General features: G+C 45.1%; 12 protein-coding genes. 11 read left to right on the top strand and 1 reads right to left on the bottom strand.

All coding sequences use genetic code 11. The features are described 5' to 3' along the window. Positions 1-17 precede the first annotated feature (17 nt). From essC to MHI44_RS06670, 6 genes are all read left to right on the top strand, one after another. Positions 18-4,505: a type VII secretion protein EssC gene (gene essC, locus MHI44_RS06695; protein WP_339203169.1), complete on the top strand. Its 4,488-nt coding sequence runs from the start codon at positions 18-20 to the stop codon at positions 4,503-4,505. After that, entirely contained in the window at positions 4,502-7,726 is a 3,225-nt protein-coding gene (gene esaA, locus MHI44_RS06690) for a type VII secretion protein EsaA (RefSeq protein ID WP_339203167.1), read from the top strand. Before essC ends, esaA begins: the two co-directional genes overlap by 4 nt. A 31-nt stretch (positions 7,727-7,757) precedes the next feature. Next, positions 7,758-8,213 (top strand): type VII secretion protein EssA, encoded by a 456-nt coding sequence (gene essA, locus MHI44_RS06685; RefSeq protein WP_339203524.1) that lies wholly within the window; start codon positions 7,758-7,760, stop codon positions 8,211-8,213. Positions 8,214-8,275: 62 nt separating this feature from the next. Next, the gene (locus MHI44_RS06680; protein ID WP_192857947.1) at positions 8,276-9,007 is read left to right on the top strand and encodes a (S)-benzoin forming benzil reductase; all 732 of its coding nucleotides are present in this window, start codon (positions 8,276-8,278) and stop codon (positions 9,005-9,007) included. 196 nt (positions 9,008-9,203) lie between these two features. Beyond that, positions 9,204-9,734, top strand: coding sequence for an HD domain-containing protein (locus MHI44_RS06675; protein ID WP_021480502.1), 531 nt, complete (start codon positions 9,204-9,206; stop codon positions 9,732-9,734). Between the two features lie 177 nt (positions 9,735-9,911). After that, positions 9,912-10,148: a YuzF family protein gene (locus MHI44_RS06670; RefSeq protein WP_003220677.1), complete on the top strand. Its 237-nt coding sequence runs from the start codon at positions 9,912-9,914 to the stop codon at positions 10,146-10,148. A gap of 40 nt (positions 10,149-10,188) precedes the next feature. On the opposite strand, the gene MHI44_RS06665 is transcribed toward MHI44_RS06670, so the two are convergent. After that, positions 10,189-10,578, bottom strand: coding sequence for a DUF2283 domain-containing protein (locus MHI44_RS06665; RefSeq protein WP_192857946.1), 390 nt, complete (start codon positions 10,576-10,578; stop codon positions 10,189-10,191). A 114-nt stretch (positions 10,579-10,692) separates the two neighbouring features. Here MHI44_RS06665 and MHI44_RS06660 point away from each other — a divergent pair, with 114 nt between their 5' ends. The 5 genes from MHI44_RS06660 to MHI44_RS06640 all read left to right on the top strand — a co-directional run bounded on the left by MHI44_RS06660 (position 10,693) and on the right by MHI44_RS06640 (position 13,522). Continuing rightward, on the top strand, positions 10,693-11,802 hold the full coding sequence (locus MHI44_RS06660; protein WP_192857945.1) for an AI-2E family transporter: 1,110 nt from the start codon (positions 10,693-10,695) through the stop codon (positions 11,800-11,802). A gap of 59 nt (positions 11,803-11,861) precedes the next feature. Next, positions 11,862-12,083 carry a spore germination protein gene (locus MHI44_RS06655; RefSeq protein ID WP_015384524.1) on the top strand — a complete coding sequence of 74 codons (222 nt, stop codon included), beginning with the start codon at positions 11,862-11,864 and terminating at the stop codon, positions 12,081-12,083. 72 nt (positions 12,084-12,155) lie between these two features. Next, positions 12,156-12,404 carry a YueH family protein gene (locus MHI44_RS06650; RefSeq protein WP_003228783.1) on the top strand — a complete coding sequence of 83 codons (249 nt, stop codon included), beginning with the start codon at positions 12,156-12,158 and terminating at the stop codon, positions 12,402-12,404. A 71-nt stretch (positions 12,405-12,475) separates the two neighbouring features. Further along, positions 12,476-12,874, top strand: a complete 399-nt coding sequence (locus tag MHI44_RS06645; RefSeq protein WP_014480710.1) for a YueI family protein — start codon at positions 12,476-12,478, stop codon at positions 12,872-12,874. A 96-nt stretch (positions 12,875-12,970) separates the two neighbouring features. Beyond that, positions 12,971-13,522, top strand: coding sequence for an isochorismatase family cysteine hydrolase (locus MHI44_RS06640; RefSeq protein WP_014477836.1), 552 nt, complete (start codon positions 12,971-12,973; stop codon positions 13,520-13,522). Positions 13,523-13,532 lie beyond the last annotated feature (10 nt).

The following is a 13,532-nucleotide window of genomic DNA, read 5'->3' as shown; positions in this document are numbered from 1 at the left end:
GTAAGGGGGTTCGCCATTTGAGTCTATTATGGGTTTTTTACCAAAATAACGTTCAAAAATTAAATCTGTCTAACCTCCCGTCGTCTCATCCGGTGACCATAGGGCCTGATGTGAAGGATTCTGTTACGATCAGCACCATTCCATTTAATAGCGGCGTGGTTTCTCTTAAAAGAAAGGAATCCGGCGGCCAATACGAAGTTTTCCTGGGAAATGATTGTCTCGGCACGATTGAGACGGATATATCATTTACTCTCCAAACGGATCAGCAGGATATACGCTTGATATTGACGGGCAGTGAACCTGAGAAATCCGTTTATTTTACGGGAAATCGGGATGAAATTGTATGTTCCTCAGAAAAAACGAATGCAGATATTTATCTGAATCCGCAAGATTTTGCATTTGCAGAACAAAGCACGTTTTCTTTGCTTCGTTCAGGCGGCAGCTGGTCGGTCCGCCCTGAAAACGGGTCTATCTTCTTGAACGGAGAGAAAATCAACGTCAATACGCCGCTTAAGCCGGGGGACGAAATATTCTGGAACTTCACGCAAATGAGGGTGACGGAACAAGACCTGTTAGAAATTGTTCATTATGCCCAGTTTGAAACAGCGTTAACAGAAACGGTCAAACCGAGTACAGAGATGCAGAAAAAATATCCGCAGTACAGAAGAACGCCGCGGATGGTATACGATCTGCCGGATGACCGCGTTTCTTTCAGTTTTCCCTCTCAGGAGAGCGATCAAACCAACAGAGGGCTGTGGCTCGTCATCCTGCCTCCGCTTGTGATGCTGATCGTGATGGGCGTAGTTGCCATCATCCAGCCGCGCGGCATATTTATACTCGTTTCTTTGGCGATGTTTATGATGACTCTCATTACCTCGACAGTGCAATATTTCCGGGATAAAAACCAGCGGAAAAAACGCGAGGAAAAACGGGAGCGTGTATATAAGCTTTACTTAGACAATAAGCGGAAAGAGCTTCAGGCACTTGCTGAAAAGCAAAAGCAGGTTCTTGAATTTCACTTTCCTTCATTTGAACAAATGAAATACTTAACAAGTGAAATAAGTGACCGGATCTGGGAAAAATCACTTGAAAGCAAGGATTATCTCCAGCTGCGGCTTGGGACGGGAACAGTTCCGTCAAGCTATGAAATCAATATGAGCGGCGGAGACTTGGCGAATCGTGATATCGATGACCTCATGGAGAAATCGCAGCACATGCAGCGCGTCTATAAAGATATCCGCAATGCGCCGGTGACGGTCGATTTGGCAGAAGGTCCGATGGGGCTTGTCGGTAAATCGCAAATTGTGAAAAATGAGATTCACCAGCTAATCGGACAGCTGTCGTTCTTTAACAGCTATCACGATTTGCGTTTTGTATTTATTTTTCATGAAGAAGAGTATAAAGACTGGGAGTGGATGAAGTGGCTTCCGCAATTTCAAATGCCCCATATTTATGCAAAAGGATTTATTTATAATGAGCAAACCCGAGATCAGCTCCTGTCTTCACTTTACGAATTGATCAGAGAGCGTGATCTCGAAGATGACAAAGAAAAACTGCAGTTCAAACCGCATTTTGTATTTGTCATCACGAATCAGCAGCTGATCTCTGAGCATGTCATTCTCGAATATTTAGAAGGACAGCATGAGCATCTGGGCATCTCGACAATTGTCGCGGCGGAAACAAAGGAAAGCTTGTCGGAAAACATTACAACTCTTGTCCGCTACATTAATGAGCATGAAGGCGACATTTTAATACAAAAGAAAAAAGCGGTAAGAATTCCGTTCCGTCTCGATCATCATCAGCGTGAGGACAACGAACGGTTCTCACGCACGCTGCGGACGCTGAACCACCAGGTCGGCATTACGAATTCCATTCCGGAAACGGTATCGTTCCTGGAGCTTTTTCATGCGAAGGAAGTAAAAGAAATCGGCATTCAGCAAAGATGGCTGACAAGTGAATCGTCGAAGTCGCTGTCAGTGCCGATCGGCTATAAAGGGAAAGATGACATTGTGTATCTGAACCTTCACGAAAAAGCACACGGTCCGCACGGCTTGCTTGCGGGGACAACGGGATCAGGGAAAAGTGAATTTCTCCAGACCTACATCTTGTCACTTGCAGTGCATTTTCATCCGCATGAAGCGGCTTTCTTACTAATTGACTATAAAGGCGGAGGAATGGCGCAGCCGTTCCGCAACATTCCCCACCTCCTCGGCACGATCACAAATATTGAAGGAAGCAAAAACTTCAGTATGCGTGCGCTTGCTTCCATTAAAAGCGAGCTGAAAAAAAGGCAGCGCCTGTTTGACCAGTATCAAGTCAATCACATCAATGACTATACAAAGCTATACAAGCAAGGGAAAGCAGAAGTGGCGATGCCTCACTTGTTCTTAATTTCTGATGAGTTTGCCGAGCTGAAAAGCGAGGAGCCTGATTTTATCAGGGAGCTTGTCAGCGCCGCGCGTATCGGACGAAGCCTCGGCGTTCATTTGATTTTGGCGACACAGAAGCCAGGCGGCATCATCGACGACCAGATCTGGAGTAACTCGCGCTTTAAAGTAGCGCTCAAGGTCCAGGATGCCACCGACAGTAAAGAAATTTTGAAAAACAGCGATGCCGCAAACATTACCGTAACAGGCCGCGGCTATTTGCAGGTCGGAAACAATGAAGTGTATGAGCTTTTCCAATCTGCATGGAGCGGGGCGCCTTACTTAGAGGAAGTCTACGGTACCGAGGATGAAATCGCGATCGTTACAGATACGGGTCTGATCCCGCTTTCTGAGGTTGATACCGAAGATATCGCGAAAAAAGACGTTCAAACCGAAATCGAAGCTGTAGTTGACGAAATTGAACGCATCCAAGATGAAATGGGAATTGAGAAGCTGCCAAGCCCTTGGCTGCCGCCGCTTGCGGAACGTATTCCGCGCACTCTTTTCCCTTCAAACGAAAAAGACCATTTCCACTTTGCGTATGTAGATGAACCTGATCTGCAAAGACAGGCGCCAATTGCTTATAAGATGATGGAAGATGGAAATATCGGCATCTTCGGCTCTTCGGGCTACGGAAAATCGATTGCAGCCGCAACGTTCCTGATGAGTTTTGCGGACGTATACACACCTGAAGAGCTTCATGTCTATATCTTTGATTTCGGAAACGGAACGCTGCTGCCATTAGCGAAGCTCCCGCATACCGCGGATTACTTCCTGATGGACCAGTCAAGGAAAATTGAAAAGTTCATGATTCGCATCAAAGAAGAAATTGACCGCCGTAAACGTTTGTTCCGGGAAAAAGAAATCAGCCACATCAAAATGTACAATGCGCTGAGCGAAGAAGAGCTTCCATTCATTTTTATCACCATTGACAACTTTGACATTGTCAAGGATGAGATGCATGAGCTTGAATCGGAATTTGTCCAGCTTTCCAGAGACGGACAAAGCTTGGGTATCTACTTTATGCTGACAGCAACGCGGGTGAATGCTGTCCGCCAGTCATTGTTAAATAACTTGAAAACAAAGGTTGTCCATTATCTCATGGATCAATCAGAAGGATATTCCATTTACGGCCGTCCGAAATTCAATCTTGAGCCGATTCCGGGACGCGTCATCATTCAAAAGGAAGAGCTTTATTTCGCGCAAATGTTCCTGCCTGTTGACGCCGATGATGATATCGGCATGTTCAACGAGCTGAAATCAGACGTACAGAAACTTCAAGGGCGATTTGCTTCATTGGAGCAGCCGGCACCGATTCCGATGCTGCCTGAGAGCCTGACAACGAGAGAATTTTCTCTCCGCTTCAAGCTGGAACGCAAGCCTTTATCTGTACCGATCGGGCTTCATGAAGAAACAGTCAGCCCAGTCTATTTTGATTTAGGCAAGCATAAGCACTGCCTGATTTTAGGCCAGACTCAGCGCGGGAAAACAAACGTCTTAAAAGTCATGCTCGAACATCTGATTGATGATGAAACTGAAATGATCGGCCTGTTTGACTCGATTGACCGCGGCTTATCTCATTATGCGAAGGAATCAGATGTTTCATATTTGGAAACGAAAGAAGATATTGAGCAGTGGATTGAAACAGCAGAAGACATTTTCAAAACTAGAGAGGCCATGTATGTGGAAGCCGTCCGCCAAGGAGACGCGCAAAATCTGCGATTCTCACAAGTGGTGCTGATGATTGACGGGATAACGAGATTCCAGCAGACGATTGATACGAGAATACAAGATCGTCTCGCTAACTTCATGAAATCATACGCTCATCTTGGGTTCAGCTTTATCCCGGGCGGAAACCACAGCGAATTCTCAAAAGGCTATGACTCCTTGACGACTGAGATGAAGCAAATCCGCCACGCGATTCTGCTGATGAAAAAGTCTGAGCAAAATGTCATTCCTCTCCCGTACCAAAGACAGGAGCCTGAGATTCAGCCGGGCTTCGGATATGTTGTGGAAAACGGGAAGGAGCAAAAAGTTCAAATTCCTTTATGTTCTGCTGAAAGGGAGAGTGCTAGATGACAGAACAACGAAAAAGCTTGATCAAGTTAATATCCGCCGTCATCATCATTTTGCTGCTGCCGGTGTTGTTTTTCCGATTTATCGGAGACGACCCGACGAAAAAAGCAGTCAATTCCACCCGGCAAATCGCGGTGGTGAATGAAGACACTGGCGTATTGAGTGATGAGGTAAAGTCTGATGAAGAGGACAAATCCGCCCAGTTCGGCAAGGAAGTAGCGGCTGTTCTGGGTGAACGTCCTGATTATTCGTGGACGGTCGTAAACCGTAGCGCGGCTGAGACCGGTCTCGCGTCAAAAAAATACGATGCGATCGTCTACATTCCCTCAGACTTCTCAAAAAACATTTTGAGCTATGACAAAGACCATCCACAAAAAGCAACGCTTGAATTCAGCATTCAAGATAACCTGAATGCGGTCAACAAAGAAAAAGTTCAGCGTGAGCTTGAGGATGCCCAAAAGACAATGAACAAAAAAATGTCAGCCTTATACTGGAACTTTGTGTCGCAAAAAGTGGACAACATCAGAGGAGAATTTGACAAAATCGTCAATAAAGAATCTGAATTCCAGAATGTCATGTACAACTTTTACAAACCAAGCTCTAATGATTTAGCAGGTGAAATCAAACAGCAAAAAGACTTAATCGATGAGCTGAAGAAATCAATGAATGAAGCGCAAGGCACGACAAAAGAAAAAGCTTCTACAGCGGAGGAAGCCAAAAACACGCTGAAAGAATTCATTGATACAGTTGAAAGATACAAGGAATATCAAGAAAATCAGAAAAAGCTGCTTTTGGCAGCCCAGGATTCAACACAGCAGCAAATCCGGACAGGTCTGGATGCCATCCAGGCACAGCAAAAGGCGAATCAGTTCAGCGAACGCATGAGCGGATTGGCAACCGGGATCGGCCAAGCGAAGTCACAGCTCGGACAAACCAGTAATGTGCTGGCAAACGCCCAGCAAATTAGGGAAGGGCAAGTGTCCCAGCAGGAACTTGGCATGGCAAAAATCCAAAGTAATTTAATCGAACAATATCAGGCCGCATCAAGACAGGCTGCACTAAATCAGGTGTACCAATTGCTTGTCCCGGCACGTCAGGCATTGACAGTTGCGAAAGGGGACGACCCAGTCATAGACGATGGTTCTGACAACAATGATAAAGATAAAGACCCTAAAGAAGAAAATCCTGAAGAACTCAAAATTGATCTTGAAAAACAGCGTGAAGAACTGAAAAATATCGCTGCTGATATTCAGGATATTTCAGACAATCTGAAGGAGCCTGAAAAAGAGGATCCAACACCGGAGGACCCGGGTACTGAACCAGACGATCCGTCCACTGATAATCCAGAAAAACCTGATGACGGGGGCAGTACAAATCCCGATGATACACAGGGCGACACAGGGAACGACAATAACAGCAGTGATACCGGTAATGACGGACAAACGGACGGCAGTACTCAGGATCAAGACCAGCAGAAGGGAACAGACGGTCAGGAGCAGCCCAGCGATGCGTCAGACAGCGGAAAAACTGAAACGGGCACATCTGCCGAACAGACTGCTTCATCTGACTCAGCCCTTCAATTTATCAAGCTGGCAAATGAAGACGGTACCGGAGATTCAGGAGATACCGGCAGCGGCGGAGATACGATGGAGCCTGGGGACCAAGATCAACCAGGAAACGGCGACATTTCTGATATCGCCAAAGCAAAGGAACAGCTCAGCAAAGCATCTGAGCGAATCAAGCAAATTGAAGAAGAGCTCAAAGAAAAAGAAACTGCCCATAATGAAGAGCTGAAAAAGAAGTTAGAGGAAATAAAAGTACAAATGGAAGGTCTTAATGATGAAATTGAAGACCTGAAAGACAAAGTGAAAAAGCTCGAAGGTAAGCTTGAAAATCTCGAAGCGAAACGGAAGCGGGAGTTTGAAGGGATTTACAGTGCGATTCGCGAGCTTGAAAATAAAGATCAGCTTCAATTTTCAGGAGAAATCAATACAGAAAGCATCTCCGCTTTAATGAGATACTATAAATATTTGTCTGTTTATGACTCTGTATTATCCGGTACGATTGACAGTGCTGCAAAAGCCGGCGCTATTGACGGCCAGCAGGGCAACGTCAAATCAGTCCTGGCTCTCACACCTGAAGAATCAGCCAGCTGGGAAGCTCTCAAAAACAACACGATGCAAACAGATGAGGATATTAACAGCTTCATCGACGGCATGACCAAATTTGCGGACGACTACAGCGGCTTTATCCGTGACTCTCAAGCAGGTGTTCTCGACGAACTGACGAAAATCTCTGAAAGTGCCGCAAAAGCGACAGAACAGCTGGTAACAGGCGCAACACAGGAATCTGCGACGTTCAGCAACGACGGGCTGTCTGGCACCATGGCACTGAGTGTCCAAGATACGGTCGGCCAGGAAGTGCTGCAAATGTCAGACATGATGGGTTCATTGTCTGATCGCCAGTCAGGCATCATTGATTACACAACCAACATGCAGCAAAGCGTCAATGATGTTCAAGCGAAAGCCGACACCTTAAACAACAACTGGGGGAAAAATGTCGCCTCCACGAAACTCGTGCGCAATGACGTATACGGCATACTCGGAAATACATTAGTAGACGGGCAAAACAATGGCTATGTATATGATTACTTAGCGAATCCGCTTAAAATCAGCGGAGAGGTTCCGGAAGAAAAAATTCAGACGGTACCTCCGGTTGTCATCCTTGTCATTGTGTTGATCAGCAGTCTGTTAATAGGCTATTTCAGCTCGTATTACCAAAACGCACCGCTTCTCGTTAAAGGAGCGTTATTCGGAATTCTGAATATCCTTGTCGGACTTATGATCAGCTTGTTCGGCTTGAATATTTATTCACTGCCGGACGATCAGACGATTAAGTGGTCGGTGTTTACGATTCTATTGCTGGTCGCAAGCTCTGCCTTCATCCGGACGGCATTCAGATTCGGATCAATCCCTGGCTGGGTTGCTTCAGCGGCAATGATTCTATTCTATGTCGCACCGCTTATTGATTTGATCATGCCGAACTTTACATTTGAAGATCCGGTTTCGAAAGTATATATCGACATCCAGTACGGTACTGGGCACTTGTTTACAATGGGAATAACAGTTCTGCTGATCATTACGGTGATTGCCGCGGCTCTGCCGCTGATTATCCGGCTGATGGCTGAACACACAGCAGAAAGCGATGAAACGTATGAAGCGTGATCGCAGCATGGAAAAGGGGATCATGATTTGTATGCTCTCCTTTTCCCTTTTCATACCCTCTGCAGCTGCTGCCCAAACTGAAGAAAATACAGATGTCTTGCCAAACCAGTATGAGAAAAAAGACATCGAAATCGATACGAATTATTTGCATGAAGATACCTACTATGAAGAAAAAACAGAACTGCCTGAGGAACAAAAGGATATCACTTTTGATAAACCGAAGGACAAGGACGCCGAGCTGATAAAAGATTTGTTTACATCAACAAATGCCGAGGATTCCAACACGATTGCGGCCCAGTCGAAACAGCTTGGAATTACTTTTGCTGAAAAACCAATGACAAAGACATCATCAACGGAAACAGAAGATGAACAAGAAACATCATCATTGCTGCTGCCGATGATCTATGTCGTACTGATCCTGTTCGGAATTGCAGGCATCGTGTTCCTCATCCCAAAAGTCACAGCGCAGGAAAACAAGAAGGCGTAGGCCGCGTGCTTGTGTTGTGTAAAAGCGGTGCCGTACAATAATAACGGAAAAGGAGGTTTCCAATGGAACTTTATATCATCACCGGAGCGTCAAAAGGGCTGGGTCAAGCCATTGCATTACAGGCTTTAGAAAAGGGGCATGAAGTCCATGCCTTATCCAGAACGAAAACGGATGTCTCTCATGAAAAACTAACGCAGCATCAAATAGACCTCATCAATCTCGAAGAAGCTGAACAGCAATTTGAAACATTGCTCTCATCCATCGATCCAGATCGTTATTCTGGTATTACCCTGGTCAATAACGCCGGAATGGTAACGCCGATCAAACGTGCCGGCGAAGCGTCTCTTGACGAGCTTCAGCGCCATTATCAGCTGAACCTGACTGCGCCCGTGCTTTTGAGTCAGCTGTTTACAAAACGGTTTGCTTCATACAGCGGCAAAAAGACGGTTGTCAACATTACTTCAGGAGCCGCCAAAAATCCATATAAGGGATGGAGCGCGTATTGCAGTTCAAAAGCCGGGCTCGACATGTTTACGAGGACATTCGGATTTGAACAGGAGGATGAAGAGCTTCCGGTGAACATGATTTCGTTCTCACCTGGAGTGATGGACACTGAGATGCAGGCCGTCATCCGTTCTTCATCGAAAAAGGATTTCCACCACATTGAACGATTCCGGAAATTAAATGAAACAGGAAGCCTTCGCAGTCCGGACTTTATCGCCGGCACGCTGCTTTCTTTACTAGAAAAATGGACGGAAAACGGCCGCATTTATGATATTAAAGAGTTTTTGTAGAGCAGATATTTTCTGCTCTTTTTTTTATACAAAGGCTACAGCCAGCGCATTTTATTGAACAGCCGCATATACTGACTGAAACGCTGCTTTTAGGGTATAACAATGATGATAAGAAGATCAAAATGATGTGACATAAGAATTGAGTTTCTCTGCAAATTATGTTAGGATTCTAAAAATATCTAAAGGAGGGGTTTCCATGAGAAAGGTTACATTAATGGATGTTTTCACCCATCCAATTGCACAAAAATATCTTCAGCGTTCCGGCGTGGCACATGCGATTGCCTGCGCTTATCATGCATACAGGCTGTCTGTGAAGGCTGACATTAATCCTGATTTAGCAGCAAAAGCGGCACTGCTTCATGACATCGGCCATTATGAATGGTATACAGACGGAAAGTGGGATTATGAGAAATACAAAAGAAATGACATTCATGCCATTAAAGGGGCGGAACGCGCGCATAAGCTTCTGATTCGGCTTGGCGAGGAACCGAAAGCGGCAAAAGAGATTGCACTAGCCATTTTGCTTCATACAGATTCCTATTTGCCTGAAGGCGAATTAGATAAAAACACGCTGCAGCAGATTGTCAAAAAAGCGGACGAACTGGATGAAGAGCCGGGCGGCCACCATCATTACCGCCAAATTGATCCTTCAACCGCACGAAAAAAAATAGAAAAGCTGGACCAATTAATCGATCAAGCCCAGACATCCGTGATAAAGCCTGTATAAGTACGGAACAGCGCCCAGCTTTCTTCGCTGTCTCCGCTTCATCGATACTTCCTTTACACCCGCTTCCAAACGTATTCTCCTAAAATCTCCGCACCCCTTTGTTTTATCAGGTAAGCCTGTGTCATTATCCATAAGCGCGGCATAAGCTGAGATAAAACACACAAAGGGGATAAAAGTATGGTCAACCAAGGTAGTCCGCAACTGGTCTCTTTAGTCGATCCTTATGTCTATCAGACCATTAAAAAGCTCATCGGCTCAAGGTTCGTTATACAGACAGTACGAGATACGGTCAGAGGCAGACTGATCGATGTAAAACCTGACCATATCACAATTGAAGGAGCCCGAAATTCTGTTTGTTTGATCAGAATCCAGCACATGATTTCCGTCACCCCAGATTACAGTGAGCGGGTCTAACAGTGCTTGCGCATGAAAAATAGGCGTACACTAGGACGTCCTATTTTTCAGTTAAGCGCTGTAAAAACGCACTATGATACATTGTTCCATCAAGGTCAAAGCCGGCAAATTCCTGATAGTCACCATCTGAAAAACAGAAAGTGACACCGTACACCGTATAGCAGGAACGGACTGAAGCATGCTGGCAGACCCGAAAATGATAACCGTCTGAATCTTTTACATATAGCCGGGATTTCCCGGCAAATGGGGCACAGAGGTGTGCTGCCTCACCAAAACCTTCGAATCCGGCGATTTTGCCGTCTTGGCTGATATCCAGCAGGAGACAATCATTGACTCTGAGCTCCTCAGTCCGTACATTCCTGTTCTTTTTCGGAGGAAGAACATAGATATAAGCCAGTTCTGAATCTGTATCGTATGTCACGGCCTTCATCACCAACACTCCTTTCATTATATTAAGAGTTCTGATATGAGTTCATTTTTGTTACAATGATGGGGTATAAGTTCTTTTATCTGACAGACAAAGAAAAACTAGGAGGAACAAAGCTTGTTGAAATCAAAAGTCCATTTTTGGACATTGCAGATTTTATTTGTTTTGCTGATTATTTTTGTAGCAACAAAAGTTTCATTTGTATTTCAGCCGTTTATTGTTTTTATCTCGACATTGTTTTTCCCGATGCTGATTGCGGGAATTTTGTATTTCATATTTAATCCGGTGGTCCGCCTGCTTGAGAAAAAAATTCCGCGGACATTATCCATTCTATTGATCTATTTACTGTTTATCGGTTTGCTTGCCTTTATTTCAGCGTCAGTCGGACCTATCATCACCTCACAGGTGACAGGGCTGTTTAACAACCTTCCTGATTATATAAAACAGATTCAGGCGCTGACAAAGGATTTGTCCCATTCTCAATGGTTTACCTGGATGATGAACCAGGATTATGTATCGATATCAAAAATTGAACAGTCATTGACAAGCTTTCTCCAAAACCTGCCGCAAAATATCACGTCCAGTTTATCTGCGGTGTTTGGTGTCGTGACAAACATCACGCTTGTTATTATTACTGTTCCATTTATCCTTTTTTACATGCTGAAAGACGGACACCGCTTTCCACATTTGGCAGTAAAAATTCTACCGTCTTCTTATCGGACAGAAGGCTTAAAGATTTTTAAAGATTTATCCGATACGCTTGCGGCATATTTCCAGGGGCAGCTGTTAATCTGTCTTTTTGTCGGAACAGCGTGTTTTATCGGCTATTTAATTGCCGGACTGCCGTATGCCCTGATTCTTGGGATTGTCATGGCGATTACCAATATCATTCCCTATGTCGGGCCTTTTCTCGGTGCCGCGCCGGCTGTCATTGTCGGTTTTATGGACTCGCCGGCCAAAGCGCTGTTTGCGATTATTGTGGTCGTCATCGTTCAGCAGCTGGACGGAAACCTGCTGTCTCCTCTTGTGATTGGAAAGCGGCTGAATACCCATCCGCTTACGATTATTTTGCTGTTAATCGGAGCGGGAAGCTTCGGCGGAATTCTCGGCATGATTTTAGCGGTGCCGGTTTATGCGGTAGTGAAGGCGTTCTTCCTGAATATTGTCCGCTTGATCAAGCTGCGCCAGCGGTCACGACTCGAGGAAAACGCAAAGCCAGCTGAATAGGCGGGCACCATTAGCGGCTCTTTGCATATGATGCTGTAAATCAATGCGGAGGTGGGGAAATGCCTGCAATTGTGGGGCCGATTTATATCATGTCAGTTACGGGTAATGCCGCGGCAAGCTTTGGAGACGTATTTGCGATTTCGCCCAAAAGCGTCGCTCATTCAGGGGCGGGGTCAGGCGCTTTTCAGCTTGGTGATTTTGTGAAGATTAACAACCAAACGAGTAAAACTCTTTTCAAAGATGCCGATATCACTGATGAAACAGTTTCGTTTAACGGGTAACAGCCTTTTCACAAGAGGCTGTTGCTTTTTTATTGTATAATATGGGTAGTCTTTGAATAGAGAGGTCATGTTATGAAAATCAGAAAAGCAAATATCAATACGCAAACCGGAATGATCACGGACGTGTATCTGCATGAAAACAGAAAAGAACTGCGCACGCTTGTAGCGGTACCGCAGCTGGAGTGGAGCACGATCATTTCCTATGAAGAAGATAAAGCAACTCTGCCTGAACGGCTGGAAGCGTCGTTGCGCCGGCATACAGAGGAAACCCCTGCTGGTGAGCTGGCCAAAAAAATCATTCATTGGGTAACAGAAATGTAAACGGCGCTTGAAAGTTTAGCTCCTGCCTGATCAGGTGATAATGAAGACAAACAAGACGGGAGGACAGGCTTTTGAGTGAAGACAAAATGGATCTCTATTTGCAGCAAGGAATGTATGGGCCTTTGGAGACAAAGCCTGACGAGCGCCATTTGTTTTTAGGCTCTTTAAGAGAAAGAGTCGTTTTGGCACTGACGAAAGGACAGGTGCTTAGAAGCAAACCGTATAAAGAGGCGGAGCACGAGCTGAAAAACAGCCATAACGTCACCCTTTTGGTTAATGGAGAGCTTCAGTATCAGTCTTACTCTCCTTATATCCAAATGGCGAACCGGTACGGAGTGCCCTTCAAGATTGTATCTGATCTTCAGTTTCATACGCCTTTAGGCCTCGTTATTGCGGCTGACATCGCTGTGAATCGTGAATTGATATATATTCAGGACGACATTTATAATCGGTCAGTGCTGAAATCTTAAGAGACAAACGGACCGTTTGTCTTTTTGTTCATGGCAATTCACTTACAACTGGAGATAAGATATAATGTTCTCATACTGATGGCGGGGAGGCCGGCTATGAAAAAAGCACTTATTTGTATTGATTATACGAATGATTTTGTGGCGAGTGACGGAAAATTGACCTGCGGGGAGCCCGGCAGAATGATTGAAGAGGCGATCGTTAATTTAACTGAAGAATTCATCACAAACGGTGATTACGTCGTATTAGCAGTAGATTCTCATGATGAAGGGGATCAATATCACCCTGAAACCCGTCTTTTTCCTCCGCATAATATAAAAGGCACGGAAGGAAAAGATCTGTACGGAAAGCTTTTGCCTCTATATCAGAAACATGAACATGAGCCTAATGTTTACTACATGGAAAAAACGAGATATTCTGCTTTTGCGGGAACTGATTTAGAGCTCAAACTCAGAGAGCGGCAGATTGGCGAACTGCACCTTGCCGGTGTCTGCACAGATATTTGTGTGTTGCATACAGCTGTTGACGCATATAACAAAGGTTTTCGGATTGTTGTGCATAAACAAGCTGTTGCCAGCTTTAATCAGGAGGGGCACGCATGGGCTCTTTCCCATTTTGCAAACAGCATCGGAGCGCAAGTGGCAGAGTAAGGAAGGGGAA

Origin of the sequence: Bacillus sp. FSL K6-1366 (assembly GCF_037976695.1) — a bacterium.
GTDB classification, from domain to species: Bacteria; Bacillota; Bacilli; order Bacillales; family Bacillaceae; genus Bacillus; species Bacillus subtilis.
The sequence above is the reverse complement of the archived record's forward strand: the minus strand, read 5'-3'. Positions and strand labels throughout refer to the sequence as shown.